This window comes from Streptomyces sp. NBC_00016, assembly GCF_045040885.1.
In the GTDB taxonomy this organism is placed as follows: Bacteria; Actinomycetota; Actinomycetes; order Streptomycetales; family Streptomycetaceae; genus Streptomyces; species Streptomyces coriariae.
Genome location: NZ_CP108304.1, coordinates 6,195,396 through 6,221,672, shown reverse-complemented (window position 1 = coordinate 6,221,672; position 26,277 = coordinate 6,195,396). Strand labels below are relative to the sequence as shown.

The following is a 26,277-nucleotide window of genomic DNA, read 5'->3' as shown; positions in this document are numbered from 1 at the left end:
GTGCGGCGCCGGGTGCTCAGTCGCCCCGGGGGGCGCGGACCACACCCTCCTGGATCACCGAGACGGCGAGCCGCCCGTCCTGGGTGTAGATGCGGGCCTGGCCGAGGCCCCGGCCGCCGTGCGCGGAGGGCGACTCCTGGTCGTAGAGGAGCCACTCGTCGGCGCGGAACGGGCGGTGGAACCACATCGCGTGGTCCAGGGACGCCCCCACCACGTCACCGACCGCCCAGCCGCCGCGCCCGTGCGCGAGCAGGACCGAGTCGAGGAGCGTCATGTCGGAGACGTAGGTGGCGAGGACGACGTGCAGGAGCGGGTCGTCGGCCAGCTTGCCGTTGGCGCGGAACCAGACCTGGGAGTGCGGCTCGCGCGGCGCGCCGAACCGGCCGTACGGCGGCTCGTCGACATAGCGCAGATCGACCGCCTCGCGGGCCTCCAGAAACCTCTCGACGACCTCGGGATCGAGGTGGGCGTAGCCGCGCAGCCGTTCCTCGGAGGTCGGCAGCGTGGCCGGGTCCGGGGCGGGCGGCATGGGGGTCTGGTGGTCGAAGCCCTCCTCGTGGCGCTGGAAGGAGGCGGACAGCGCGAAGATCGGCTGTCCGTGCTGGACGGCGACGACGCGGCGCGCGGTGAAGGACCGGCCGTCGTTCATCCGGTCGACCGTGTAGACGATGGGCGCGCCCGGGTCGCCCATGCGCAGGAAGTACGCGTGCAGGGAGTGGGCGAGCCGGTCCTCGGGGACCGTCCGCCCGGCGGCGACCAGTGCCTGCGCCGCCACCTGCCCGCCGAAGACGCGCGGGACGACGGCGGACCGGGACCGGCCGCGGAAGATGTTCTCCTCGATCTGCTCGATGTCGAGCAGATCGAGGAGATCCTGTAGTGCCTGGCTCATGGCGTCTAGTTGTAGCGGCCCGTAGTTGCGGGCTGCTTACAGACCCATGTCCTTCGCGATGATCGACTTCATGATCTCGCTGGTGCCGCCGTAGATGCGGTTGACGCGGTTGTCCGCGTACAGGCGGGCGATCGGGTACTCGTTCATGAAGCCGTAGCCGCCGTGCAGCTGGAGGCAGCGGTCGATCACCCGGTGGGCGACCTCGGTGCAGAACAGCTTGGCGCTGGCGGCCTCGGCCGGGGTCAGCTCGCCCGCGTCCAGGGCCTCCGTGGCGCGGTCGGCGACGGCCTCGGCCGCGTCCACCTCGGCCTGGCAGGCGGCCAGCTCGAACTTGGTGTTCTGGAAGTGCGCGACCGGCTTGCCGAAGACCACGCGCTCCTGCACGTACTGCTTGGCGAACCGGACGGCGGCCTTGGCCTGCGCGTACGCGCCGTAGGCGATGCCCCAGCGCTCGGAGGCGAGGTTGTGGCCGAGGTAGTAGAAGCCCTTGTTCTCCTCGCCGAGCAGGTCCTCTACGGGCACCTTGACGTCGACGAACGCCAGCTCGGCGGTGTCGGAGGTCTTCAGGCCGAGCTTGTCCAGCTTGCGGCCGACCGAGTAGCCCTCGGCCTTGGTGTCCACCACGAAGAGGGAGATGCCGTGGCGGCGGTCCTCGGCGGTGGGCGCGGAGGTACGGGCGCAGACGATCATGCGGTCGGCGTGCACGCCACCGGTGATGAAGGTCTTGGAGCCGTTGAGGACGTAGTGCGTGCCGTCCTCGGAGAGCTTGGCGGTGCTCTTCATGCCCGCGAGGTCGGAGCCGGTGCCCGGCTCGGTCATCGCGATCGCCCACATCTCCTCGCCGGAGACGAACTTCGGCAGGAAGCGCTTCTTCTGCTCGTCGGTGGCGAGCAGCTTGAGGTAGGGCAGACCGAGCAGCACGTGCACACCGGAGCCGCCGAAGGAGACACCCGCGCGGGCGGTCTCCTCGTACAGCACGGCCTCGAACTTGTACGAGTCGATGCCGGCGCCGCCGTACTCCTCGTCGACGCGGATGCCGAAGACGCCGAGCTCGGCGAGCTTGTAGTAGAAGTCGCGCGGCGCCTGGCCGGCCGCGAACCACTCGTCGTAGACGGGAACGACCTCGGCCTCGATGAACGCCCGGAGGGTCTCCCGGAACGCCTCGTGATCCTCGTTGAACACCGTGCGGCGCACCGCCGGCCCCTCTCTGCGCCTAAGCCGGCGCCGCTCTCGCGGATGTGGTTGCTCGCCGTCGGGGTGCTCCATTGATGGCTGCGACCCCATGGCTAAGCGCTTGCTCAGAGAACAACCGTACCGGCGAGTACGAAGAGCGTCCAGGGTGGGGCGGGGGTAACGCTCGTCACTCCACTGCCGCCGCGAAGGCCCCCCGCGCCATCCGGTGCAGGAGGGCCGCGGTGGCCGCGCGGCCCGGCAGGGAACCCGGTCGGCCGAGGTGCGGGGTGGAGTTCAGCAGGCCGAAGACGGAGTGCACCGCGGAACGGGCGGTCGGCTCGGCGAGGCCCGGATACACGGCACGCAGGGCCTCCACCCACAGTTCGACGTACTGCCGCTGGAGCTGGCGGACCAGCTTGCGGTCGCTGTCACGGAGGCGGTCCAGCTCACGGTCGTGCAGGGTGATCAGAGGACGGTCGTCGAGGGCGAAGTCGATATGGCCCTCGACGAGCGAGTCGAGGAACGCCTCGGGCGATACGCCGTCGGCCTCCGCCAGGCGCAGCTTCGCTCCGGTCAGCAGCCGGCCGCTGATGCCGACCAGCAGCTCGGCGAGCATCGCGTCCTTGCCCGGGAAGTGCCGGTAGAGCCCCGGCCCGCTGATGCCGACGGCGGCGCCTATCTCGTCCACCCCCACGCCGTGGAACCCGCGCTCGGCGAACAGCCGCGCGGCCTCCCTGAGGATCTGCTCGCGACGGGTGGGGGCGTCGGTTCTCGTGGCCATGAAGGCAATTCTAGACAGGGAGGTTAGCGGTCGTTAACCTGAAGGAAATGGTTAACGCTCATTAACAGTCGATCACTGGGTGAGGGGACCGCAAGGATGGAGCAGGCACCGGAGCTGACGAGCGCGGCAGACCCCGCGTCGGAGGCCTGGCGGGCCAACGAGGCGGCGCACCGCGCACTCGTCGACGAGCTGCGCGGCAAGCTGGCCGCGGCCCGGCTGGGGGGTGGGGAGAAGGCGAGGGCACGCCATACCGCGCGCGGGAAGCTGCTGCCCCGGGACCGGGTCGACACCCTCCTGGACCCGGGTTCGCCCTTCCTGGAGCTCGCCCCCCTCGCCGCCGACGGCATGTACGAGGGGCAGGCCCCGGCGGCCGGGGTCATCGCCGGGATCGGGCGGGTCGGCGGGCGCGCGTGCGTGATCGTCGCCAACGACGCCACCGTCAAGGGCGGCACGTACTACCCGATGACGGTGAAGAAGCATCTGCGGGCCCAGGAGGTGGCCCTCGAGAACCGGCTGCCCTGTCTGTATCTCGTGGACTCGGGCGGGGCCTTCCTGCCCATGCAGGACGAGGTGTTCCCGGACCGGGAGCACTTCGGGCGGATCTTCTACAACCAGGCCCGGATGTCCGGGGCCGGGATCCCGCAGATCGCCGCGGTGCTGGGCTCGTGCACGGCCGGCGGGGCCTACGTCCCGGCCATGAGCGACGAGGCCGTCATCGTCCGCGGCCAGGGCACGATCTTCCTGGGCGGGCCCCCGCTGGTGAAGGCCGCCACCGGCGAGGTCGTCACCGCGGAGGAGCTGGGCGGCGGCGAGGTGCACGCGCGGGTGTCCGGCGTGACCGACCACCTCGCGGAGGACGACGCGCACGCGCTGCGCATCGTCCGCAACATCGTCGGCACACTCCCCGCGCGCGGGCCCCTGCCCTGGGAGGTGCGGCCCTCCGTCGAACCCAAGGTCGACCCCTACGGGCTGTACGGCGCGGTGCCCGTCGACTCCCGCACCCCCTACGACGCGCGCGAGGTCATCGCGCGCGTGGTCGACGGCTCCCGCTTCGCGGAGTTCAAGTCCGAGTTCGGGCAGACCCTGGTCACCGGCTTCGCCCGGATCCACGGCCACCCGGTCGGCATCGTCGCCAACAACGGCATCCTGTTCTCCGAGTCCGCCCAGAAGGGCGCCCACTTCATCGAGCTGTGCGACCAGCGCGGGATCCCGCTGGTGTTCCTCCAGAACATCTCCGGGTTCATGGTCGGCCGGGACTACGAGGCCGGCGGCATCGCCAAGCACGGCGCCAAGATGGTGACGGCCGTGGCGTGCACGCGCGTGCCGAAGCTGACGGTCGTCGTCGGCGGGTCGTACGGCGCCGGGAACTACTCCATGTGCGGCCGGGCCTACTCGCCCCGCTTCCTGTGGATGTGGCCGGGCGCCAAGATCTCCGTCATGGGCGGTGAGCAGGCCGCCTCCGTCCTCGCGACCGTCAAACGGGACCAGCTCGAGGCGCGGGGCCAGGAGTGGCCCGCGGACGAGGAAGAGGCCTTCAAGGCGCCGGTCCGGCAGCAGTACGAGCGGCAGGGCAACGCCTACTACGCCACCGCCCGCCTCTGGGACGACGGCGTCATCGACCCGCTGGAGACCCGGCAGGTGCTGGGCCTCGCCCTGACCGCCTGTGCCCATGCGCCACTGGGTGACCCCCAGTTCGGCGTCTTCCGGATGTGAGGAGGGGAGCAATGATGTTCGACACCGTGCTTGTGGCCAACCGGGGCGAGATCGCCGTCCGCGTCATCCGCACCCTGCGCGCGCTGGGCGTGCGCTCGGCGGCCGTCTTCTCCGACGCCGACGCGGACGCCCGGCACGTCCGGGAGGCCGACACCGCCGTACGCATCGGTCCGGCGCCGGCGGCCGAGAGCTATCTGTCGGTGGAGCGGCTGCTCGCGGCGGCCGCCCGCACCGGCGCGCAGGCGGTGCACCCCGGCTACGGCTTCCTCGCGGAGAACGCCGGCTTCGCGCGCGCCTGCGCCGACGCCGGGCTGGTCTTCATCGGACCGTCCGCGGACGCCATCTCCCTGATGGGCGACAAGATCCGGGCCAAGGAGACCGTGCAGGCGGCCGGGGTGCCGGTGGTGCCCGGGTCCAGCGGCAGCGGACTCACCGACGCCGAACTCGCCGACGCGGCCCGTGAGATCGGCACCCCCGTGCTGCTCAAGCCGTCGGCCGGCGGCGGCGGCAAGGGCATGCGCCTGGTCCGGGACCTGGCCGTGCTGGACGAGGAGATCGCCGCCGCCCGCCGCGAGGCCCGTGCCTCCTTCGGGGACGACACGCTCCTCGTCGAGCGGTGGGTGGACCGGCCCCGGCACATCGAGATCCAGGTGCTGGCCGACGGCCACGGGAACGTGGTGCACCTGGGCGAGCGCGAGTGCTCCCTCCAGCGCCGGCACCAGAAGATCATCGAGGAGGCGCCCTCGGTCCTGCTGGACGAGAAGACCCGCGCGGCGATGGGCGAGGCGGCGGTCCAGGCGGCGCGGTCGTGCGGCTACCGGGGCGCGGGCACGGTGGAGTTCATCGTGCCGGGCAACGACCCGTCCTCGTACTACTTCATGGAGATGAACACCCGGCTCCAGGTGGAGCACCCGGTCACCGAACTGGTCACCGGTGTGGACCTGGTGGAGTGGCAGCTGCGGGTGGCCGCCGGTGAGCCGCTATCCTTCGGCCAGGACGACGTCCGGCTGACCGGGCACGCGGTCGAGGCACGGATCTGCGCCGAGGACCCCGCGCGCGGGTTCCTGCCCTCCGGCGGGACGGTGCTCCGGCTGCGCGAACCCCAGGGCGACGGCGTACGCACCGACTCCGGGCTCAGCGAGGGCACCGAGGTCGGCAGCCTCTACGACCCGATGCTGTCCAAGGTGATCGCCTACGGCCCGGACCGGGAGACCGCGCTGCGCCGGCTCCGGGCGGCCCTCGCCGGGACGGTCACGCTGGGCGTGCAGACCAACGCCGGGTTCCTGCGGCGGCTGCTGGCCCATCCGGCGGTGGTGGCCGGCGAGCTGGACACGGGTCTGGTGGAGCGGGAGGCCGCGACGCTCGTCGCGGCCGACGTGCCGCAGGACGTCTACGCGGCGGCGGCGCTGCTGCGCCAGGCCGCGCTCTCCCCCGCGCCCGGCCCGGGCTGGGTGGACCCCTTCGCCGTCGCGGACGGCTGGCGGCTGGGCGGCGAGCCCGCCTGGACGGCACACCACCTGCACGTGCCGGGGCACGACCCGGTGACCGTCCGCGTGCGCGGCACGGCGGACGGCACCGCCGAGGTGCTGCCGGACGGGGCGGACACCCCGCTGCGGGGCGCCGGGGGCCCCCTGCCGACGCCGGGAGGGGATCCCCGGTTCACCTGCCGGCTCGACGGCGTCGCCCGGTCCTTCGCCGCGCTGCCGGACGGCACCTGGCTCGGCCGGGACGGCGACGCCTGGAATGTGCGCGATCACGATCCGGTCGCCGACTCCCTGTCCCGAGGGGCTCACGCGGGCGCCGACTCGCTCACCGCGCCCATGCCCGGCACGGTCACCGTGGTGAAGGTCGCCGTCGGCGACGAGGTGACCGCGGGCCAGAGCCTGCTGGTCGTCGAGGCGATGAAGATGGAGCACGTCATCTCCGCCCCGCACGCCGGCACGGTCGCCGAACTGGACGTGACGCCGGGCACGACGGTCGCCATGGACCAGGTGCTGGCCGTCATCGCCCCGGCAGAAACACCGCCGGAGGCACCGGCAGAGGCACAGGAGGACCAGTGACGCTTCCCATGGCCGTACCGGCCGAGGGCCTGCCCGCGCGGGTGCGCATCCACGAGGTGGGCCCGCGCGACGGCCTCCAGAACGAGAAGTCGGCCGTTCCGACGGCCGTCAAGGCGGAGTTCGTCCACCGTCTCGCCGACGCGGGCCTCACCACCATCGAGGCCACCAGCTTCGTCCACCCCGATTGGGTGCCCCAACTCGCCGACGCCGAGGAGCTGTTCCCGCTGGTGCGCGACCTCGGGGTGGAGCTTCCGGTCCTCGTGCCGAACGAGCGCGGCCTGGACCGGGCCCTCTCCCTGGGCGCCCGTCGGGTCGCCGTCTTCGCCAGCGCCACGGAGTCCTTCGCCAAGGCCAACCTCAACCGCTCGGTGGACGAGGTGCTGGCGATGTCCGAGCCGGTGGTGGCCCGGGCCAAGGCGCGGGACGTGCATGTGCGCGGCTACCTCTCCATGTGCTTCGGCGATCCCTGGGAGGGCGCGGTCCCGGTGGACCATGTCGTCCGGGTCTGCCGGGCCCTGCTCGACCTGGGCTGCGACGAGCTGAGTCTGGGCGACACGATCGGCGTGGCCACCCCGGGTCACGTCCGGGCCCTGCTGACCGCGCTGAACGAAGGGGGCGTGCCCACGGGCGCGCTGGGCGTGCACTTCCACGACACGTACGGCCAGGCGCTCGCCAACACCCTCGCCGCGCTCCAGCACGGCGTCACCACCGTCGACTCCTCGGCGGGCGGACTCGGCGGCTGCCCGTACGCCAAGTCCGCCACCGGCAATCTCGCCACCGAAGACCTTGTGTGGATGCTGCGTGGCCTCGGCATCGACACGGGGGTGGATCTCGGCCGTCTCGTCGCCACGAGCGAGTGGATGGCCGGCCGACTGGGCCGACCCAGCCCTTCCCGCACCGTCCGAGCACTCGGCGGCACAACGACACAGCCCCACAAGGAGCAGTGACCCGAAATGGACCACCGTCTCTCCCCCGAACTGGAAGAACTCCGCCGCACCGTCGAGGAGTTCGCGCACGACGTGGTCGCGCCCAAGATCGGTGACTTCTACGAGCGGCACGAGTTCCCGTACGAGATCGTCCGTGAGATGGGCCGCATGGGCCTGTTCGGGCTGCCGTTCCCCGAGGAGCACGGCGGCATGGGCGGCGACTACCTCGCGCTCGGCATCGTGCTGGAGGAACTCGCGCGCGTCGACTCGTCCGTGGCGATCACCCTGGAGGCGGGCGTCTCGCTGGGCGCCATGCCGATCCATCTCTTCGGTACGCCGGAGCAGAAGCGGGAGTGGCTGCCGCGGCTGTGCTCCGGCGAGATGCTCGGCGCCTTCGGGCTGACCGAGCCGGACGGCGGCTCCGACGCGGGCGCGACACGTACGACGGCCCGGCTCGACCCCGAGACGGACGAGTGGGTGATCAACGGCACCAAGTGCTTCATCACCAACTCGGGCACGGACATCACGGGGCTGGTCACGGTCACGGCGGTGACCGGCCGGGGGCCGGACGGCCGGCCGCTGATCTCGGCGATCATCGTCCCGTCCGGCACGCCGGGCTTCACGGTCGCGAGCCCGTACTCGAAGGTCGGCTGGAACGCCTCCGACACCCGTGAGCTGTCCTTCTCCGATGTGCGTGTCCCGGCCGCGAACCTGCTGGGCGAGGAGGGCCGCGGGTACGCGCAGTTCCTGCGGATCCTCGACGAGGGGCGTATCGCCATCGCGGCGCTGGCGACCGGTCTCGCGCAGGGCTGTGTGGACGAGTCGGTGAAGTACGCGAAGGAACGGCACGCGTTCGGCCGTCCGATCGGCGCCAACCAGGCCATCCAGTTCAAGATCGCCGACATGGAGATGAAGGCCCACACGGCCCGCCTCGCCTGGCGGGACGCGGCCTCGCGGCTGGTGGCCGGCGAGCCCTTCAAGAAGGAGGCAGCCGTCGCCAAGCTCTACTCGTCGACGATCGCCGTCGACAACGCCCGCGACGCCACCCAGGTGCACGGCGGCTACGGCTTCATGAACGAGTACCCGGTGGCCCGGATGTGGCGCGACTCCAAGATCCTGGAGATCGGGGAGGGCACGAGTGAGGTGCAACGAATGCTGATCGCGCGCGAGTTGGGGCTGCCCGGCTGAGCCCCCGGGGGCCCAGGGCGCGAGGCGGCGCGCTGGGCCACGCCGGGTCGCGGCGGCCGTCGAGGGCCGTCGGGGGCGCGTTCGCGCGATGGCCGGAAGTCGACCTGACACCGCCGAGCCGATGCCCACAGGAGGTCGCCGCACCGCTCACTCCGGGCGGGTGCCGCGGCCTCCTCGGCATGCCCCGAGGCCGCCCGACCGCGCTTCACATCCTCGGAGCGAGCGGCAACTCCAGGCCCGTTTCAGTCCCCTGACACCCCGTACACCATTGATCCACAGGACGAGTACAGAAAACGGGCATGCGTCGAGGCGGGCGTTCCGCAACCCCGAACCACCCTCTGGACATGAGCTGAGGTTAGGCTAACCTACGTTCGAACCGTCCTCGGGTGATCCGCCCCGTCCGAAAGTAGCCAGAGACATGCCCAACGCCAGAGCCGCTCGTCCCACCCGCCGTGGCATCCTCGCCGTCGGTGGCGCACTGGGCCTCGGTGCCGCCCTCGCCGCCTGCGGGGACGACGACGCGAGCAGCAGTGGCTCCGAGTCGTCGGCGAGCACCTCGGCCAAGTCCGGTCCCTGGACCTTCAAGGACGACCGCGGCACCACGGTGAAGCTCGACAAGATCCCCGCGAACATCGTCGCCTTCACCGGCGTCGGCGCCGCCCTGTACGACTACGGCATCCAGGTCAAGGGCGTCTTCGGCCCGACCAAGACCGCCGCGGGCAAGGCCGACGTCCAGGCCGGCGACATGGACGTCACCAAGGTGACGGTCCTCGGCAACGTCTGGGACGAGTTCAACGTCGAGAAGTACGCGGCCCTCGCGCCCGAGGTGCTCATCTCCACGATGTTCGACAACGCCGGCACCCTCTGGTACGTCCCCGAGGCCTCCAAGGACAAGATCGCCAAGCTCGCCCCGAGCGTCGGCATCTCCGTCTACGACCGTCAGCTGACCGCTCCGCTCCAGCGCATGTGGGAGCTGGCCGAGTCGCTCGGCGCCGACATGACGGCGGCCGCGGCCATTGACGCCAAGAAGAAGTTCGAGGACGCGGCCGCCCGGCTGCGCGCCGCCGCCAAGGCCAAGCCCGAGATCAAGGTGCTGGCCGGTTCCGCGAGCGAGGCGCTCTTCTACGTCTCCGGCACCAACCTCTCCATCGACCTGGAGTACTTCAAGGCCCTCGGCGTGAACTTCGTCGAGCCGCCGGAGAGCGCGAAGGCGGAGGGTGGCGGCTGGTACGAGTCGCTGAGCTGGGAGAACGTCGACAAGTACGCGGCCGACATCATCATGATGGACGACCGCTCCTCGACCATCCAGCCTGCCGACATCGCCGAGGCGACCTGGAAGAAGCTGCCCGCGGTGAAGGCCGGTCAGGTCATCGCGCGGTCGCCGGAGCCGATTCTCTCCTACGCGAAGTGCGTGCCGCTGCTGGAGAACCTCGCCGAGGCGCTCGAGAACGCGAAGAAGGTTGCCTGAGAAGGCTGACTTCATGTCGTGGGTGAGCTGCGGGTCCGGCTGTGGCCGGTCGCGCAGTTCCCCGCGCCCCTAGGTAGGCAATCTCCTCCTACGTTTCCAGGAGCACCCCGTGACCACCGCCGTTGTCGCGCCATTCCGGTTCTTCTCGCTTCAGGTCGTGCGGGCCCGGCGGGTCGGGTCGTCGCTCGTCCGGGTCACGTTCACCGGGCAGGATCTCGAGCACTTCTTCTCCGACGGGCACGACCAGTCGCTGTCACTGTTCCTGCCTCAGCCGGGTCAGAGCGAGCCGCAGGTGCCCTTCGAGCTCGGGGACGGCTGGTGGCAGGCGTGGCGTGAACTGCCGGACGACGTGCGGGCGGTGATGCGGTCGTACACGCTCCGGGCCCTTCGCCGGGACGCGCTCGGGCGCACCATCGAGATCGACATCGACTTCGTGCTGCACACCCCGGCCGGGCCCGCCTCCGCGTGGGCCTCGGATGCCGGTGCCGGGGACCGGGTCGTCCTGCTGGGCCCGGCCCTGGCCGACAACCGGGCGATCCGGTTCCGGCCGCCCGGCGACACCGACCTGATCGTGCTGTGGGGTGACGAGAGCGCCCTGCCGGCCGTCGCGTCGATCCTGGAGTCCCTGCCGGCCGGACAGCGCGTCCGGGTCTGGCTGGAGGCGCACGACGTCGGGAACGTGCGGCAGTTGGCGACCGCGGCGGACGCCGAGATCACCTGGGTGGTCGGGGAGAGTTCCGTGGACGCCCTCCGGGAGGCCCGGCTCCCGGCCGCCGAGCACCCGTACGTCTGGATCGCGGGCGAGTCGGGGTGCGTGAAGGCGTTGCGCCGCCACTTCGTCCGGGAACGCGGGATCGACCGGCGCCGCATCACCTTCGTCGGATACTGGCGCCAGGGCATGAACGAGGAACAGCTCCGGGCGTCGGAGTAGCCACCACCCGTGCCCCCGCAGGCAGTTGCGCGGGGGCATCGACGTGATCACAGTCACGGCAGAGGCAGGGTTTCCCTCGCCACGCTTAGGTTAGGCTCACCTAAGTTGAACCAGAGGCTCCGTCCCCGAGCCCGTCCCGCAGCAGACCTCGTCCCCACCCCCCGGAGGACCTCCACCATGCGCTCGCACCTGCTCAATGACACGACCGCGGAGGAGTACCGCCGCTCCGTGACCGAAGGAGTAGAGCGGGTGGCCGCCAAAATCGCCGCCACCGACCGTCCGTTCACCGGCGTCTCGGTCGACGCCCTCGCGCCCCGCATCGACGGGATCGACCTGGACAAGCCGCTGCACGACACCACGGCCGTCCTGGACGAGCTGGAGGAGGTCTACCTCCGCGACGCGATCTACTTCCACCACCCCCGCTACCTCGCCCACCTCAACTGCCCGGTGGTCATCCCCGCCGTGCTGGGCGAGGCGGTCCTGTCGGCCGTCAACTCCTCCCTCGACACCTGGGACCAGTCGGCCGGCGGCACCCTCATCGAGCGCAAACTGATCGACTGGACGACGGCCCGGATCGGCCTCGGCCCGGCCGCCGACGGCGTGTTCACCTCCGGCGGGACCGCGTCCAACCTCCAGGCGCTGCTGCTCGCCCGCGAGGAGGCCAAAGCGGAGTCCCTCGCCGACCTGCGCATCTTCGCCTCCGAGGTCAGCCACTTCAGCGTGAAGAAGTCCGCGAAACTGCTGGGCCTCGGACCCGACGCGGTGGTGTCCATCCCGGTCGACAACGAAAAGCGGATGCAGACCGTCGCGCTCGCCCGCGAGCTGGAGCGGTGCAAGGACGCCGGCCTGACGCCCATGGCCGTGGTCGCCACCGCCGGCACCACCGACTTCGGCTCCATCGACCCGCTGCCCGGGATAGCCGAGCTGTGCGACCGGTACGAGACCTGGATGCACGTCGACGCGGCCTACGGCTGCGGTCTGCTGGCCTCCGTGAAGTACCGGGACCGGATCGACGGCATCGAGCGTGCCGACTCCGTCACCGTGGACTACCACAAGTCCTTCTTCCAGCCGGTGAGTTCGTCGGCCGTACTGGTCCGCGACGCGGCCACGCTCCGCCACGCCACCTATCACGCCGAGTACCTCAACCCGCGCCGCATGGTGCAGGAGCGCATCCCCAACCAGGTGGACAAGTCCCTGCAGACCACGCGCCGCTTCGACGCGCTCAAACTGTGGATGACCCTGCGGACCATGGGCGCCGACGGCATCGGGCAGCTCTTCGACGAGGTCTGCGACCTGACCGTCGAGGGCTGGCACCTGCTGGCCGCCGACCCGCGCTTCGACGTCGTCGTCCGGCCGTCGCTCTCCACCCTCGTCTTCCGCTACATCCCCGCCGCCGTCACCGACCCGGCCGAGATCGACCGCGCCAACCTCTACGCCCGCAAGGCCCTGTTCGCGTCCGGTGACGCGGTGGTCGCGGGCACGAAGGTCGGCGCCCGCCACTACCTGAAGTTCACCCTGCTGAACCCCGAGACGACGACCGACGACATCGCCGCCGTCCTCGACCTGATCGCCGGCCACGCCGAGCAGTACCTGGGAGAGTCCCTTGACCGCGCTTCCTGAAGCCAGCCACACCTATGACTTCGTGGGGATCGGGCTCGGCCCCTTCAACCTCGGCCTCGCCTGCCTCACCGAGCCCATCGACACACTCGACGGCGTCTTCCTGGAGTCCAAGCCGGACTTCGAGTGGCACGCCGGCATGTTCCTCGACGGCGCCCACCTCCAGACGCCGTTCATGTCGGACCTGGTCACCCTGGCCGACCCGACCTCGCCGTACTCCTTCCTCAACTACCTGAAGGAGAAGGGCCGGCTGTACTCGTTCTACATCCGCGAGAACTTCTACCCGCTGCGGGTCGAGTACGACGACTACTGCCGCTGGGCCGCGAACAAGCTGAGCAGCGTGCGCTTCTCGACGACGGTCGCGGAAGTGACGTACGAGGACGACGTGTACGTCGTGCGGACCACCGCCGGCGAGCGGTACCGCGGCCGTCACCTGGTCCTCGGCACCGGCACGCCCCCGCACATCCCCGAGGCCTGCGCGGACCTGGGTGGCGACTTCCTGCACAACTCCCGCTATCTGCGGCACAAGGCGGAACTCCAGAAGAAGGAGTCGATCACGCTGGTCGGCTCCGGACAGTCGGCCGCCGAGATCTACTACGACCTGCTCAGCGAGATCGACGTCCACGGCTACCGGCTGAACTGGGTCACCCGCTCCCCGCGCTTCTTCCCGCTGGAGTACACCAAGCTCACGCTGGAGATGACCTCCCCGGAGTACATCGACTACTTCCGCGAGCTGCCGGAGCAGACCCGCTACCGCCTGACGGCCGAGCAGAAGAACCTCTTCAAGGGCATCGACGGCGATCTCATCAACGAGATCTTCGACCTGCTCTACCAGAAGAACCTCGGCGGCCCGGTGCCCACCCGACTGCTCACCAACTCCTCGCTGACGAGCGCGCGTTACGCCGACGGCACCTACACCCTCGCCTTCCGCCAGGACGAGCAGGAGAAGGACTTCGAGCTGAGCTCCCAGGGGCTGGTCCTGGCCACCGGCTACAAGTACACCGAGCCGGAGTTCCTCGCGCCCGTCCGGGACAGACTGCGCTACGACTCCCACGGCAACTTCGACGTCGCCCGCAACTACTCCATCGACACCACGGGCCGGGGCGTGTTCCTGCAGAACGCGGGCGCGCACACCCACAGCATCACCTCCCCCGACCTCGGCATGGGGGCGTACCGCAACAGCTCGATCATCCGTGACCTGCTCGGCAGCGAGTACTACCCGGTCGAGAAGACCATCGCGTTCCAGGAGTTCGCCGTATGAGCACGACCACGGCCGCCGTCGGCCGTCTCACCCTGCGCCCGCTCGACCCCGTCGAGGACGCCGAGCTGCTGCACGGCTGGGTCACGCACCCCAAAGCCGCGTACTGGATGATGCAGAACGCGAAACCGGTGGACGTCGAGCGCGCCTACATGGACATCGCGGCCGACGAGCACAGCCACGCCCTCATCGGCCTGCACGACGGCGAACCCGCGTTCCTGATGGAGTACTACGACCCGGCCCACCGTGAGCTGGTCGGCCTGTACGAGCCGCGGCCCGGCGACGTCGGCATGCACTTCCTGGTCGCCCCCACCGACCGACCCGTGCACGGGTTCACGCGGGCCGTGATCACCACCGTGATGGCGCGCCTCTTCGACGACCCGGCTACCTCCCGGGTCGTCGTCGAGCCGGACGTCTCCAACACGGCCGTACACGCCCTCAACGAGGCCGTCGGGTTCGTGCCCGAGCGGGAGATCCAGAAGCCGGAGAAGCAGGCGTTGCTGAGCTTCTGCACCCGCGAGCAGTTCGTCGCGGCGACGGGGGTGCGGGCATGAGCCTCGCCGACGCCGTCGCCCACCTCTCCCCCGAGCGCTGGGAGAAGGCCAACCGTCTGCTCGTCCGCAAAGCCCTCGCGGAGTTCGCGCACGAGCGCCTGATCACCCCCGAGGAGAAGGACGGCCGCTTCGTCGTCCGCAGCGACGACGGGCTGACCTACTACCGCTTCACCGCCGTCCGCCACGCCCTCGACCACTGGCAGGTGGACGCCGACTCGATCACCCGCACCCGCGACGAGGCCGAACTCCCGGTCACCGCGCTGGACTTCTTCATCGAGCTGAAGAAGACGCTGGGCCTGAGCGAGGAGATCCTGCCGGTCTACCTGGAGGAGATCTCCTCCACCCTCTCCGGCACCTGCTACAAACTGACCAAATCGCGGATCACCTCGGCGGAGCTGGTCAGGAGCGGCTTCCAGGCCATCGAGACCGGGATGACCGAGGGCCACCCCTGCTTCGTCGCCAACAACGGGCGGCTCGGCTTCGGCATCCACGAGTACCTGTCGTACGCCCCGGAGACGGCGAACCCGGTCCGGCTGGTGTGGCTGGCCGCGCACCGCTCGCGGGCCGCGTTCACGGCGGGCGTGGGGATCGACTACGAGTCGTTCGTGCGGGAGGAACTGGGCGAGAAGACGGTCGAGCGGTTCGACGCCGTCCTGCGCGAGCAGGACCGGGACCCGGACGACTACCTCCTCATCCCCGTCCACCCCTGGCAGTGGTGGAACAAGCTCACCGTCACCTTCGCCGCCGAGATCGCCCGCGGGAACCTGGTCTGCCTGGGCGAGGGCGACGACGAGTACCTGGCGCAGCAGTCCATCCGGACGTTCTTCAACTCCTCGCACCCCGAGAAGCACTATGTGAAGACGGCCCTGTCCGTCCTCAACATGGGCTTCATGCGCGGGCTCTCGGCCGCCTACATGGAGGCGACCCCGGCCATCAACGACTGGCTGGCCCAGCTCATCGACAACGACCCGGTGCTGCGCTCGACGGGCCTGTCGATCATCCGGGAGCGGGCGGCCGTCGGCTACCGGCACCTGGAGTACGAGGCCGCCACGGACCGCTATTCGCCGTATCGCAAGATGCTGGCCGCGCTGTGGCGGGAGAGCCCGGTGCCGACGCTGCGGGACGGCGAGTCGCTCGCGACCATGGCCTCCCTGGTCCATGTGGACCACGAGGGCAGGTCGGTGGCCGGCGCGCTGATCGAGCAGTCGGGCCTGACGCCGACGCAGTGGCTGCGCGGCTACCTCCAGGCGTACTACACCCCGCTCCTGCACAGCTTCTACGCCTACGACCTGGTGTTCATGCCGCACGGCGAGAACACGATCCTGGTCCTGAAGGACGGGGCGGTGCAGCGGGCGATCTACAAGGACATCGCCGAGGAGATCGCGGTCATGGACCCGGACGCGGTGCTGCCGCCCGAGGTCCGGCGCATCCGCGTCGAGGTGCCCGAGGACAAGAAGCTGCTGTCCATCTTCACGGACGTCTTCGACTGCTTCTTCCGCTTCCTCGCGGCCGGCCTCGCCACCGAGGGGATCCTCGAGGAGGACGACTTCTGGCGCACGGTCGCCGAGGTCACCCGCGCCTACCAGGAGGCGAACCCCGAACTGGCCGACAGGTTCCGCCAGTACGACATGTTCGCCCCCGAGTTCGCCCTGTCCTGCCTCAACCGTCTCCAGCTGCGCAACAACAAGCAGATGGTGGACCTGGCGGACCCGTCGGGCGCCCTCCAGCTGATCGGAACCCTGAAGAATCCCGTCGCGGGGTTCTGATCCGGGCAGACGGGCGCCCCCGAGTACGGTCCTCGGGGGCGCCCGTCGCCATGTTTGGAAGAATCCTCACCATGGCGGAAATCATCCAGAAGGACGGCACCTGGGTCTTCGACGGCGATGCCCTGCGGCTGACCCCGGGCCGGGACAAGAACGTCAGCCCGCTCCGCAGGGAACTGGGTGAACTGATCGTCCCCCTGGGCGCGTTGGCCGGGCTGTCGTTCGAGCAGGGAAAGAAGACCGGGCGGCTGCGGCTACGGCTGCGGGACGGCGCCGATCCCCTGCTCCAGGCGACCGGCGGACGGCTGACCGAGCCGCACGATCCGTACCAGCTGCTCGTCGAATCCGACCGGTACGGGGTCGCCGAGTACCTCGTGGACGAGGTGCGCCAGGCACTGCTCCTCGACGAGGTGCCGACCGACCCGGTGGACGCGTATCTGCTGCCCGGCCCGTCGGTGCCCCTGTCCGCCTCCGCCGGGGACGGCACGGCGGGCTTCGACGGTGAGCGGGTGCGCCTGGAGTGGAACTGGAAGACCGAGGAGTCCAAGGCCTCCGCCGGCGCGCGCAGTATCGGCATCGCGGAGATCGAGGCGGTGGAGTGGCAGCCCGCGGTCGGCCTCGAGAACGGCTGTCTGCGCTTCCGGCTGCGTCACGCGCCGACGAAGGCACCGGCCAAGTACGACCCCAACGCCGTGGAGCTGTGGGGCTTCAGGAAGGACCCGCTGATGGCGCTCGTCGCGGCGGCCGTGCAGGCCAGGCTGCCCCACCCGGCGGCCGGACCCCGGGAGTCCGTACCCGCGCAGCGCGAGGCGGACTCCGCCGGCGGGGACGACCACGACGCGCTGCTGCGCCGGCTGCGCGAACTCGGCGAGCTGCGCCGGGACGGCGTCCTGACGGACGAGGAGTTCGCGATGGCCAAGCAGGCGGTCCTCAGGCGCCTGTAGCGCGAGGAGGACCGCCTGCGAACGGGGTTACTTCGCCTTGCGGGCCACCGTGAAGTGGTCGACCTGGTCACCGGTCTCGGCGATGCCGCGCACGGTCAGTGTGGCCGTGCGGCCCTTCGCGGCCGGGGTCACGTCCACCCGCAGGAACGAGTAGTCGAGGTAGCGCACGCGCGACCAGGTGACGGTCTCGTTCACCTTGCCGTCCTTGGTGTTGATGAAGGACGCGACGGAGTCGACCTCGTTCTCGTGGCCCTCGTAGGAGAGCGGGGCGCTGAAGGCGTACAGGCTGCGGCCGGCCGCGCCCGCCGTGACGTACACGACACCGTCGGTCTCGGGGTACGCCGTGCCGCCGATCGGGAGCTTCTTGGTGACGGCGCCCTTCTTGAGGACGTCGGTGCGCTCGTACTGGTGGTTGTGGCCGTTGATGACCAGGTCCACCGTGTACTTCTCGAACAGCGGCACCCACTCCTGGCGCACGCCCCCCTCCGAGGCGTGCGCGGTGGAGGTGCAGTACGCGCAGTGGTGGAAGAAGATCACGACGAAGTCGACGTCCTTCGACGCCCGGTACTTCTTGAGCTGCGTCTCCAGCCACTTGGTCTGGGTGCCGCCCGAGATGCCGAGGTTGGCCGGGATCTCGAAGGAGATGTCGTTGGCGTCGAGCGAGATGACCGCCGTGTTGCCGTAGACGAAGGTGTAGACGCCCGGGAGGTTCTTCGCGTCGGGGCCGTTGTCCGGCAGGTTCCAGCGGGCCTCCTCGCCGCCGTAGCCGTTGGGCGAGTACCAGGCCTCCATGTCGTGGTTGCCGTAGGCCGGCATCCACGGGACGGACTTGGCGACGGACTCGGTCTGGGCGAGGAACTGGTCCCAGACGCGGGAGTCGAAGCCGGTGTCGGCGGACTTGCCCTGACCGGCCGGGTCGGCGTAGGCGATGTCGCCGGCGTGCAGGTGGAAGGCCGGGTTCTGGCCGAGGAGGAGGCTGTTGTTGGCGAGTCCGTGGTAGCCGACGCCCTCGTCGCCGAAGGCGGTGAAGGTGAACGGCGCCTTGTGGTCGGGGGCGGTGGTGAAGGTGCCGAGGGTGCCGAGGAGGTGGGCGGCGGCCGGGTCGAAGCCCGCGTGACCGACGCCGTAGTAGTACGTCCTGCCGGGCTTGAGGTGGGTGAGTTCCGCGTGCAGGTAGTACTGGGTGTGGTCGCCGCTGGCGCCGACACCGGCCGGGGTGTGGAGGGTGCGCACCTCGGCCTCGATCTTGCGGGAGAGGTCCCAGGGGTGGGCGCCGATCCGGATGAAGGGCTTCTTCACCGCGACCGGGACCTGCCAGGAGACCGTGATCTCGGTGCGCGGGTCCTTGCCGTAGGCGAGGTGGCGCCCGAAGGGAGCGACGAGGGCGCCGTCGACGTGCTCGGCGGCCGGCGTGGCCTTCGGGGTCTGCGTCGGCACGGCCGCCTGTGCCGTGGCGCCGGTCACGAACGCGCCACCCGTGACGGCGCCCAGAGTGACGGCGCCGCCTCTGATCATCGTGCGCCGGGAGAACTTGGCGCGCAGGTACTCGTGCTGCTCGGCCATGCTCATGCGGTCGGCGAGCTGCTCGGGTACGCCCATGCGAGGAGTGTCCATGACGTCTGAAAATGGTCGCCTCGGGCGACGGGCCGCAAGACGCCATATGGACGGTGCGCGAACAGCGGCTCATAACACATTCAATGTTCTCCCAAGGCTCCTTAACAGGTGCCTGCCCGAAATCGGGCACGATTCTTGCGAAACCGGCTCGCGTACCCCAGGATCTACCGGGTGCACGACGAACTCGTTGATCACCTGACGCGCTCCACGCCCCTCCAGCGGGGCGAGGCGCTACGGGTGATCCAGGACGTGCTCGCCTACTTCGACGAGACGACCGAGAACTACGTCCGTCGCCGCCACCGCGAGCTCCAGGCCCAGGGCCTGGTCAACGCGGAGATCTTCGAACGGGTCGAGGCGGACCTGAAATACCGTGCGGTGGCGCCGCCCGAGCTCACGCTCAGGCAACTGCGGCGCATCGTCTACGGGTGATCGAAAGCTTGGGGATACCTATATATGTGCGGAATCGTCGGATACATCGGCAGGCGTGACGTGGCCCCGCTGCTGCTCGAAGGCCTTCAGCGGCTCGAGTACCGCGGCTACGACTCGGCGGGCATCGTCGTCACCTCGCCGAAGACGGCCGGCCTGAAGATGGTCAAGGCCAAGGGCCGGGTCCGCGACCTGGAGGCCAAGGTCCCGGCGCGCTTCAAGGGCACCACCGGCATCGCCCACACCCGCTGGGCCACCCACGGCGCCCCCTCCGACGTGAACGCCCACCCGCACATGTCGGCCGACCTCAAGGTCGCCGTCGTCCACAACGGCATCATCGACAACGCCTCCGACCTGCGCAAGAAGCTCGAGGCCGACGGCGTCGAGTTCCTCTCCGAGACGGACACCGAGGTCCTCGTCCACCTCGTCGCCCGCGCCCAGGCCGAGAAGCTCGAGGACAAGGTCCGCGAGGCGCTGCGGGTGGTCGAGGGCACCTACGGCATCGCCGTGATGCACGCCGACTTCAACGACCGGATCGTCGTCGCCCGCAACGGCTCCCCGGTCGTCCTCGGCATCGGCGAGAAGGAGATGTTCGTCGCCTCGGACATCGCCGCACTGGTCGCCCACACCCGCCAGATCGTCACCCTCGACGACGGCGAGATGGCCACCCTGAAGGCCGACGACTTCCGCACCTACACGACCGAGGGCACCCGCACCACGGCCGAGCCGACCACCGTCGAGTGGGAGGCCGCCTCCTACGACATGGGCGGCCACGACACCTACATGCACAAGGAGATCCACGAGCAGGCCGACGCCGTGGACCGCGTGCTGCGCGGCCGCATCGACGACCGCTTCTCCACCGTGCACCTCGGCGGCCTCAACCTGGACGCCCGCGAGGCGCGCCAGATCCGCCGGGTGAAGATCCTCGGCTGCGGCACCTCGTACCACGCGGGCATGATCGGCGCCCAGATGATCGAGGAGCTCGCCCGCATCCCCGCGGACGCCGAGCCCGCCTCCGAGTTCCGCTACCGCAACGCGGTCGTGGACCCCGACACCCTGTACATCGCCGTCTCGCAGTCCGGTGAGACGTACGACGTGCTGGCGGCCGTCCAGGAGCTGAAGCGCAAGGGCGCCCGGGTGCTGGGCGTGGTCAACGTGGTCGGCTCGGCGATCGCCCGCGAGGCGGACGGCGGCGTGTACGTGCACGCGGGCCCCGAGGTCTGCGTCGTCTCGACGAAGTGCTTCACCAACACCACGGTCGCCTTCGCGCTGCTCGCCCTGCACCTGGGCCGCACCCGCGACCTCTCCGTGCGCGACGGCAAGCGGATCATCGAGGGCCTGCGCAAGCTGCCCGCGCAGATCGCCGAGATCATGGAGCAGGAGGCGGAGATCGAGAAGCTGGCCGAGACGCTCGCCGAGGCCCGCTCGATGCTCTTCATCGGCCGCGTCCGGGGCTACCCGGTCGCCCGTGAGGCCTCGCTGAAGCTCAAGGAGGTCTCGTACATCCACGCCGAGGCCTACCCGGCCTCCGAGCTCAAGCACGGTCCGCTGGCCCTCATCGAGCCCGCGCTCCCGACGGTCGCGATCGTCCCCGACGACGACCTGCTGGAGAAGAACCGCGCCGCGCTGGAGGAGATCAAGGCCCGCAGCGGAAAGATCATCGCGGTCGCCCACCGGGAGCAGGAGAAGGCCGACCAGACGGTCATCGTCCCCAAGAACGAGGACGAACTCGACCCGATCCTGATGGGCATCCCGCTCCAGCTCCTCGCCTACTACACGGCGAAGGCGCTCGGCCGCGACATCGACAAGCCGCGCAACCTGGCGAAGTCGGTGACGGTGGAGTAGTCCTCCCCGCTCGCACAGAACGGCCCCCCACGCGCGCCACCCGCGCGTGGGGGGCCGTTCTCCTGCCGGGGACGCCCAACTCCCCGGCGCCGGCTGCCGATCAGCCCGTGGCCGTCACGCCGGGGCGGGCAGCGCGTCGCGGAACTGCCGTGGGCCAGTGGGCCAGCGCCGCGGTCGCCGCGTACCAGGCCACCGCGCCCGCCGCGACGGCGAACCAGCCGCCGACCTTGGTGAGCCCGTCGCTGTCGGCGAACCGGGCGACGGCCATCAGCACCAGCCCGACGCAGAACAACCCGTAGGTGCCCTGGCCGAGTTGGTCGCCACCGGCGAGGGTCAGGGAGAGCGCCACGAGGGCGAACAGGAGCAGGAAGAGCCCTGCGGCGTTGTCGGAGACCTGGGTACCGGCGGAGACCGCCCAGGTGAACCAGAAGGCGCCGAGGACGGTGTAGGCGGTGCCGGCGGCCGCGTCGCGGTCGCGGAGTGCGAGCAGGCCGGCGACGAACAGTGCGACGCCGCCGACGTAGTGGGCGATGGATACGGCGTCCGCAGCCGTCACGCCGTCGATGAGGTCGGTGTACCCGAGCCCGAAGGCCAACAGGGTGACACCCAGGGCGAGTCGGCCGGCGATCGTGGTGGTGCTGCTTCCCGCAGAGACGTCGTTGTCCACGGCGGGCTCCCTTCATGCATGTGCAGTTGTGTGAGCGGTATATGCCCTTCACAAAGGCACAAACACCCCTACGCGCCAGTAGATTTATGCTGCGCGGCAAGGGGGGACGGGCGTACCCAGATCTCATCTCACCTGGGAGAACGGCGAGTTACGGAATGACAACGACGGGGCGCTTGGCCCGCTTGGCGAGCCGCCCCGCGACCGAGCCGAAGATCCGGCCGACGATCCCGTGGGTCGAGCCGACGACGATCGCGTCGGCCTCGTACTCCCGCCCCACCTCTTCGAGTTCGTGGCAGATGTCGCCGCCGCGCTCGACCAGGATCCAGGGCACCTCGGCGAGGTACTCCGCACAGGCGAGCTCCAGACCGAGCACCTCGGTGCGGTGGTCCGGCACGTCGACGAAGACGGGCGGCTCGCAGCCGGCCCACACCGTGGTGGGCAGCCGGTTGGCGACATGGACGATGATCAGGCCGGAGCCGGAGCGGTGGGCCATGCCGATGGCGTACGCGAGCGCGCGTTCACTGGACGTGGAGCCGTCGAAGCCGACGACCACGCCGTGCTTGAAGGCTGGATCGCAGGAGTGGCGTGCGTCTTCCGCCGCCTGGGGCTCGGCCGCCGTAGGGTCGGCGACGGGCCGCTTGCGGTCCGCGGGTTCGAAGAATTCGTGACCGGCCATGGCTGTCTCGGCGTATTGATCCTTATACGGGTGGGACGCGGCGGTGTGAGCGACGGAGCTGTCCGGGAATCATCTTCCCAACCCCATACCCCCAAGGGTACGGCGGCACGCCTCCGAGGCCCAGTTCCCGCACGCCCCCGGTGGGGGTTCCAGGGAGCATGCACGAGCGGACGCCCGTAACGCAATGGTTGCTGCCCCGTACAGGCGGTTTGCACAGGATTCACTGACGCGGGACCGCCGCCGACAGTGACCGACCGCTCGAACAGGCGTTGAACCCCGTGCACCGCCGTCCCTCCGCCTCCGTCCGACCGCCGCCGCACCCCGCCCCTCGTACCGCCGCCCCAGGAAGGAGCCCGCCCCGTGCCCTCGCCCCGCGCCACCCCCGAGCCCCGGCCCGGCGACGACCGGTCGACCGACCTGATCCGCTGGGCGGCCTTCAGCTGCTTCCTGGTCCCGGTGGTCCTCCTCTGGTACGGCACCTCGCTGGCCGGCGCCACCGGCACCGCCCTCGGCCTCGCCGCCGTCACGGCCGTCTGCCGGGTGCTGCTGCGCCGGTCCGAGCGGTGCGCGGCCCGGTTGCTCGACGAGGAGCCCGCGCCACAGGCGCACCCCCGGGGGCGCCATCAGCGCACCGGAACGGGGTCACACCGTGGCGGTCGTCACTCTGGGGGAAACTCACCGGTCGGTTGACCGGTTTTCACGCACGGACCCGCTTCTTTTCAGCCAACTTCCGGTGATGGCGCATCCCTTGCCCCAACCACCCCCCACCCCCCGTTCCACCTGCACGGAAAGGGCCTCAGGGGCCCTGCGCACCCTACGGGGATTGGCCACCGCACCGAGGCGCACTTCCCTGCACGGCCCACGAGTGCAACGCTTCGTGATCGAATGCTTCACGCCAAGTTGCCATGTCGACAATCTGCCGGGTGGCGAACTGGCCACGCCGGCATTGTGCGACACGTTAGATTCGATCTTGACTGTCTACGGCGGGGGACTCGTGCAGGACCGAGGGGAAACGTGCAGGAGCGACACAACCGAGGAGCCGCGACCACCGAGGGGGGCTTAGCAGGATGAGCCACGACTCCACTGCCGCGCCGGAAGCCGCGGCCCGGAAACTCTCCGGGCGACGCCGCAAGGAGATCGTCGCGGTGCTGCTGTTCAGCGGCGGCCCCATTTTCGAGAGTTCCATTCCACTGTCGGTGTTCGGGATTGACCGCCAGGACGCCGGCGTACCGCGCTACCGCTTGCTGGTGTGCGGTGGCGAAGAAGGCCCGCTGCGGACCACAGGGGGCCTGGAACTCACCGCGCCACACGGCCTGGAGGCGATCGCACGGGCGGGCACGGTCGTCGTGCCGGCCTGGCGTTCGATCACCTCGCCGCCACCGGAGGATGCGCTCGACGCGCTGCGCCGGGCGCATGAGGAGGGTGCCCGCATCGTGGGCCTGTGCACCGGCGCGTTCGTGCTGGCCGCCGCGGGTCTGCTGGACGGCCGCCCGGCCACCACCCACTGGATGTACGCGCCGACGCTGGCCAAGCGCTATCCGTCGGTACACGTGGATCCGCGCGAACTGTTCGTCGACGACGGCGATGTGCTGACGTCGGCGGGGACGGCGGCCGGAATCGATCTCTGTCTGCACATCGTGCGGACGGATCACGGTAACGAGGCCGCGGGCGCGCTGGCCCGGCGGCTGGTCGTCCCACCACGCCGGTCGGGCGGCCAGGAGCGCTACCTCGACCGGTCTTTACCTGAGGAGATCGGCGCCGACCCGCTCGCCGAGGTCGTCGCCTGGGCGCTGGAGCATCTCCACGAGCAGTTCGACGTGGAGACGCTGGCGGCACGCGCCTATATGAGCCGCCGCACGTTCGACCGCCGCTTCCGGTCCCTGACCGGCAGCGCACCGCTCCAGTGGCTGATCACCCAGCGGGTGCTCCAGGCGCAGCGCCTGCTGGAGACGTCGGACTACTCGGTGGACGAGGTCGCGGGGCGCTGCGGCTTCCGTTCGCCGGTGGCCCTGCGCGGCCACTTCCGCCGGCAGCTCGGCTCGTCCCCGGCGGCGTACCGGGCGGCCTACCGGGCCCGCAGGCCCCAGGGCGAACGGCAGACGGACAACGAACCGTCGCCGCCGCCGGCGCCGCAGGCGCTGCACCCGGACGCTCCGGGACCGGTACCGCCGCAGCTGCGGCGTACGGCCTCGGCGACGGCCGGTGCGATGGGCTCGTCGGCGACCCTGCCGTCCGAGCACGCGCGGGACGCGTACGCGACCTCGCGGGCGAGTCTGCCGGGGCAGCGCAGCGGTACCTGAGCGGATGACGGAACCTCGCGGGCGTCGGCCGGGCCCACCGGCCCGGCCGACGCCCGGGTACGAGAGCGTCCACGCGGGGCACCTCAAAAGCCGACGTCAGCTTTAGGGTGGTCGCATGAACGATCGCATGGTCTGGATCGACTGCGAGATGACCGGCCTCTCGCTGTCGGACGACGCTCTCATCGAGGTTGCCGCCCTCGTCACCGACTCCGAGCTGAACGTGCTCGGCGACGGTGTCGACATCGTCATCCGCCCGCCGGCCCGGGCGCTGGAGACGATGCCGGAGGTGGTGCGCGAGATGCACACCGCGTCCGGGCTGCTCGACGAGCTGGCGGGCGGGACGACCCTCGCCGAGGCCGAGGCCCAGGTGCTGGCCTATGTACGGGAGCACGTGAAGGAGCCGGGCAAGGCGCCGCTGTGCGGCAACTCCGTCGGCACGGACCGCGGCTTCCTGGCGCGGGACATGACCTCCCTCGAGGGCTACCTCCACTACCGGATCGTCGACGTGTCGTCGATCAAGGAGCTCGCCCGGCGCTGGTACCCGCGGGCGTACTTCAACAGCCCCCCGAAGAACGGCAACCACCGCGCCCTCGCCGACATCCGCGAATCCATCGCGGAACTGCGCTACTACCGCGAGGCGGTCTTCGTGCCGCAGCCCGGGCCGGACTCCGACACCGCCAGGACCATCGCCGCGAAGCACGTGCTGCCCAGCAGCTGACAGGGCCCCGTAAAAGGCGTGCACGAGCACCCCCTCGGACCCTGTACACTTTTTCTCGGCCGGTAGGGAGAACCGCGGGAGACCGCAGAATCCAACTGCCGGGCGTGGTGGGTGTAGCTCAGCTGGTAGAGCACCTGGTTGTGGTCCAGGATGCCGCGGGTTCAAGTCCCGTCACTCACCCTGAGTCATCAGCCGGTGACTTCCCGCAAGGGAGGTCACCGGCTGATGTGTTTCCCGGGAGGGGTCATGCGCCCGAGCGTCCCTGCCGAGCCGTTCGCGACCGCCCGGCTCGACCTCGTCCCGCTGCGCGTCGACCACGCGGCGGAGATGGCGGTCGTCCTGGGCGATCCCGCGCTGCACACCTTCATCGGCGGCGCCCCCAGCACACCCGAAGCCCTGCGCGTCCGCTACGAACGGCTCGTCGCCGGTTCGCCGGACCCCTCCGTCTCCTGGTGCAACTGGGTGCTGCGGGTGCGGGACGCCGACCGGCCGGCCGGGATCCTGCAGGCCACCGTGACCGGGCGGGACCACGCCGAGATCGCCTGGGTCGTCGGCACCCCCTGGCAGGGCCGCGGCCTCGCCTCCGAGGCGGCCGTGGGACTCGTCGGCCGGCTACGGGCTCAGGGCGTGCGCACGATCGTCGCCCACATCCACCCCGACCACCACGCGTCCGCGGCCGTGGCCCGTGCCGCCGGGCTGTCGGCCACCGCGGAGCGGCAGGACGGCGAGGTGCGGTGGCGGCTGGTCGTCGGGCCGTGAACCGTGC

23 protein-coding genes and 1 tRNA gene are annotated in these 26,277 nt (G+C 70.4%); 18 read left to right on the top strand and 6 right to left on the bottom strand.

Annotation, left to right across the window (positions count from 1 at the left end):
* Window positions 1-16: 16 nt before the first annotated feature.
* The 3 genes from OG933_RS27615 to OG933_RS27605 form a co-directional block, all read right to left on the bottom strand.
* The gene (locus tag OG933_RS27615; protein WP_362525538.1) at window positions 17-889 is read right to left on the bottom strand and encodes an acyl-CoA thioesterase II; all 873 of its coding nucleotides are present in this window, start codon (window positions 887-889) and stop codon (window positions 17-19) included.
* 36 nt (window positions 890-925) lie between these two features.
* On the bottom strand, window positions 926-2,083 hold the full coding sequence (locus OG933_RS27610; protein ID WP_171397439.1) for an acyl-CoA dehydrogenase family protein: 1,158 nt from the start codon (window positions 2,081-2,083) through the stop codon (window positions 926-928).
* Window positions 2,084-2,249: 166 nt separating this feature from the next.
* The gene (locus OG933_RS27605; RefSeq protein WP_054240128.1) at window positions 2,250-2,843 is read right to left on the bottom strand and encodes a TetR/AcrR family transcriptional regulator; all 594 of its coding nucleotides are present in this window, start codon (window positions 2,841-2,843) and stop codon (window positions 2,250-2,252) included.
* Between the two features lie 96 nt (window positions 2,844-2,939).
* Here OG933_RS27605 and OG933_RS27600 point away from each other — a divergent pair, with 96 nt between their 5' ends.
* The 11 genes from OG933_RS27600 to OG933_RS27550 all read left to right on the top strand — a co-directional run bounded on the left by OG933_RS27600 (window position 2,940) and on the right by OG933_RS27550 (window position 17,265).
* Window positions 2,940-4,556: a carboxyl transferase domain-containing protein gene (locus OG933_RS27600; RefSeq protein ID WP_020131776.1), complete on the top strand. Its 1,617-nt coding sequence runs from the start codon at window positions 2,940-2,942 to the stop codon at window positions 4,554-4,556.
* Window positions 4,557-4,570: 14 nt separating this feature from the next.
* The gene (locus tag OG933_RS27595; RefSeq protein ID WP_405633538.1) at window positions 4,571-6,616 is read left to right on the top strand and encodes an acetyl/propionyl/methylcrotonyl-CoA carboxylase subunit alpha; all 2,046 of its coding nucleotides are present in this window, start codon (window positions 4,571-4,573) and stop codon (window positions 6,614-6,616) included.
* Window positions 6,617-6,624: 8 nt separating this feature from the next.
* Entirely contained in the window at window positions 6,625-7,563 is a 939-nt protein-coding gene (locus tag OG933_RS27590; RefSeq protein WP_362525586.1) for a hydroxymethylglutaryl-CoA lyase, read from the top strand.
* 6 nt (window positions 7,564-7,569) lie between these two features.
* Window positions 7,570-8,730, top strand: coding sequence for an acyl-CoA dehydrogenase family protein (locus OG933_RS27585; protein WP_362525542.1), 1,161 nt, complete (start codon window positions 7,570-7,572; stop codon window positions 8,728-8,730).
* A 418-nt stretch (window positions 8,731-9,148) separates the two neighbouring features.
* Window positions 9,149-10,198: an ABC transporter substrate-binding protein gene (locus OG933_RS27580; RefSeq protein ID WP_405629306.1), complete on the top strand. Its 1,050-nt coding sequence runs from the start codon at window positions 9,149-9,151 to the stop codon at window positions 10,196-10,198.
* A gap of 109 nt (window positions 10,199-10,307) precedes the next feature.
* The gene (locus OG933_RS27575; RefSeq protein ID WP_362525547.1) at window positions 10,308-11,129 is read left to right on the top strand and encodes a siderophore-interacting protein; all 822 of its coding nucleotides are present in this window, start codon (window positions 10,308-10,310) and stop codon (window positions 11,127-11,129) included.
* A 177-nt stretch (window positions 11,130-11,306) separates the two neighbouring features.
* The gene (gene desA, locus OG933_RS27570; protein ID WP_362525550.1) at window positions 11,307-12,749 is read left to right on the top strand and encodes a lysine decarboxylase DesA; all 1,443 of its coding nucleotides are present in this window, start codon (window positions 11,307-11,309) and stop codon (window positions 12,747-12,749) included.
* On the top strand, window positions 12,733-14,007 hold the full coding sequence (locus OG933_RS27565; protein WP_362525553.1) for a SidA/IucD/PvdA family monooxygenase: 1,275 nt from the start codon (window positions 12,733-12,735) through the stop codon (window positions 14,005-14,007). The genes desA and OG933_RS27565 overlap by 17 nt, the downstream gene beginning before the upstream one ends.
* Window positions 14,004-14,558 (top strand): GNAT family N-acetyltransferase, encoded by a 555-nt coding sequence (locus OG933_RS27560; protein WP_405629302.1) that lies wholly within the window; start codon window positions 14,004-14,006, stop codon window positions 14,556-14,558. Before OG933_RS27565 ends, OG933_RS27560 begins: the two co-directional genes overlap by 4 nt.
* Complete coding sequence (locus OG933_RS27555) at window positions 14,555-16,324, top strand: IucA/IucC family protein (RefSeq protein ID WP_405629300.1); 1,770 nt, start codon at window positions 14,555-14,557, stop codon at window positions 16,322-16,324. The genes OG933_RS27560 and OG933_RS27555 overlap by 4 nt, the downstream gene beginning before the upstream one ends.
* Window positions 16,325-16,395: 71 nt before the next feature.
* On the top strand, window positions 16,396-17,265 hold the full coding sequence (locus tag OG933_RS27550; RefSeq protein WP_020131786.1) for a DUF4429 domain-containing protein: 870 nt from the start codon (window positions 16,396-16,398) through the stop codon (window positions 17,263-17,265).
* 27 nt (window positions 17,266-17,292) lie between these two features.
* Here the strand turns inward: OG933_RS27550 and OG933_RS27545 are convergent, their stop codons facing one another.
* Window positions 17,293-18,864, bottom strand: coding sequence for a purple acid phosphatase family protein (locus OG933_RS27545; protein ID WP_405629298.1), 1,572 nt, complete (start codon window positions 18,862-18,864; stop codon window positions 17,293-17,295).
* A gap of 186 nt (window positions 18,865-19,050) precedes the next feature.
* Between OG933_RS27545 and OG933_RS27540 the strand changes: the two genes are divergently transcribed.
* A complete protein-coding gene (locus OG933_RS27540) occupies window positions 19,051-19,308 on the top strand; it encodes a hypothetical protein (protein WP_020131788.1) in 258 nt (85 codons plus the stop codon).
* Between the two features lie 24 nt (window positions 19,309-19,332).
* Window positions 19,333-21,150, top strand: coding sequence for a glutamine--fructose-6-phosphate transaminase (isomerizing) (gene glmS, locus OG933_RS27535; protein ID WP_171397451.1), 1,818 nt, complete (start codon window positions 19,333-19,335; stop codon window positions 21,148-21,150).
* A 100-nt stretch (window positions 21,151-21,250) separates the two neighbouring features.
* On the opposite strand, the gene OG933_RS27530 is transcribed toward glmS, so the two are convergent.
* Both OG933_RS27530 and OG933_RS27525 read right to left on the bottom strand, forming a co-directional pair.
* Window positions 21,251-21,817: a GPR1/FUN34/YaaH family transporter gene (locus OG933_RS27530; protein WP_020131790.1), complete on the bottom strand. Its 567-nt coding sequence runs from the start codon at window positions 21,815-21,817 to the stop codon at window positions 21,251-21,253.
* Window positions 21,818-21,965: 148 nt separating this feature from the next.
* A complete protein-coding gene (locus tag OG933_RS27525; protein ID WP_057600310.1) occupies window positions 21,966-22,493 on the bottom strand; it encodes a universal stress protein in 528 nt (175 codons plus the stop codon).
* 360 nt (window positions 22,494-22,853) lie between these two features.
* Between OG933_RS27525 and OG933_RS27520 the strand changes: the two genes are divergently transcribed.
* The 5 genes from OG933_RS27520 (at window position 22,854) to OG933_RS27500 (ending at window position 26,270) form a co-directional block, all read left to right on the top strand.
* A complete protein-coding gene (locus OG933_RS27520; protein WP_362525563.1) occupies window positions 22,854-23,183 on the top strand; it encodes a hypothetical protein in 330 nt (109 codons plus the stop codon).
* Between the two features lie 377 nt (window positions 23,184-23,560).
* Window positions 23,561-24,793 carry a helix-turn-helix domain-containing protein gene (locus tag OG933_RS27515; RefSeq protein ID WP_054240143.1) on the top strand — a complete coding sequence of 411 codons (1,233 nt, stop codon included), beginning with the start codon at window positions 23,561-23,563 and terminating at the stop codon, window positions 24,791-24,793.
* A 115-nt stretch (window positions 24,794-24,908) separates the two neighbouring features.
* Window positions 24,909-25,511, top strand: a complete 603-nt coding sequence (gene orn / locus OG933_RS27510; RefSeq protein ID WP_142264464.1) for an oligoribonuclease — start codon at window positions 24,909-24,911, stop codon at window positions 25,509-25,511.
* A gap of 107 nt (window positions 25,512-25,618) precedes the next feature.
* Window positions 25,619-25,691 (top strand) — tRNA-His (locus OG933_RS27505).
* 66 nt (window positions 25,692-25,757) lie between these two features.
* Entirely contained in the window at window positions 25,758-26,270 is a 513-nt protein-coding gene (locus OG933_RS27500) for a GNAT family N-acetyltransferase (RefSeq protein WP_405629293.1), read from the top strand.
* Window positions 26,271-26,277: the final 7 nt, after the last annotated feature.

Coding starts and splice junctions, on each gene's coding strand:
- OG933_RS27615 (WP_362525538.1), bottom strand. CDS start 889: ATGAGCCAGGCACTACAGGATCTCCTCGATCTGCTCGACATCGAGCAG.
- desA (WP_362525550.1), top strand. CDS start 11,307: ATGCGCTCGCACCTGCTCAATGACACGACCGCGGAGGAGTACCGCCGC.
- OG933_RS27585 (WP_362525542.1), top strand. CDS start 7,570: ATGGACCACCGTCTCTCCCCCGAACTGGAAGAACTCCGCCGCACCGTC.
- OG933_RS27555 (WP_405629300.1), top strand. CDS start 14,555: ATGAGCCTCGCCGACGCCGTCGCCCACCTCTCCCCCGAGCGCTGGGAG.
- OG933_RS27580 (WP_405629306.1), top strand. CDS start 9,149: ATGCCCAACGCCAGAGCCGCTCGTCCCACCCGCCGTGGCATCCTCGCC.
- OG933_RS27550 (WP_020131786.1), top strand. CDS start 16,396: ATGGCGGAAATCATCCAGAAGGACGGCACCTGGGTCTTCGACGGCGAT.
- glmS (WP_171397451.1), top strand. CDS start 19,333: ATGTGCGGAATCGTCGGATACATCGGCAGGCGTGACGTGGCCCCGCTG.
- OG933_RS27515 (WP_054240143.1), top strand. CDS start 23,561: ATGAGCCACGACTCCACTGCCGCGCCGGAAGCCGCGGCCCGGAAACTC.
- OG933_RS27560 (WP_405629302.1), top strand. CDS start 14,004: ATGAGCACGACCACGGCCGCCGTCGGCCGTCTCACCCTGCGCCCGCTC.
- OG933_RS27590 (WP_362525586.1), top strand. CDS start 6,625: ATGGCCGTACCGGCCGAGGGCCTGCCCGCGCGGGTGCGCATCCACGAG.
- OG933_RS27605 (WP_054240128.1), bottom strand. CDS start 2,843: ATGGCCACGAGAACCGACGCCCCCACCCGTCGCGAGCAGATCCTCAGG.
- OG933_RS27595 (WP_405633538.1), top strand. CDS start 4,571: ATGTTCGACACCGTGCTTGTGGCCAACCGGGGCGAGATCGCCGTCCGC.
- OG933_RS27600 (WP_020131776.1), top strand. CDS start 2,940: ATGGAGCAGGCACCGGAGCTGACGAGCGCGGCAGACCCCGCGTCGGAG.
- OG933_RS27545 (WP_405629298.1), bottom strand. CDS start 18,864: ATGGGCGTACCCGAGCAGCTCGCCGACCGCATGAGCATGGCCGAGCAG.
- OG933_RS27525 (WP_057600310.1), bottom strand. CDS start 22,493: ATGGCCGGTCACGAATTCTTCGAACCCGCGGACCGCAAGCGGCCCGTC.
- orn (WP_142264464.1), top strand. CDS start 24,909: ATGAACGATCGCATGGTCTGGATCGACTGCGAGATGACCGGCCTCTCG.
- OG933_RS27500 (WP_405629293.1), top strand. CDS start 25,758: ATGCGCCCGAGCGTCCCTGCCGAGCCGTTCGCGACCGCCCGGCTCGAC.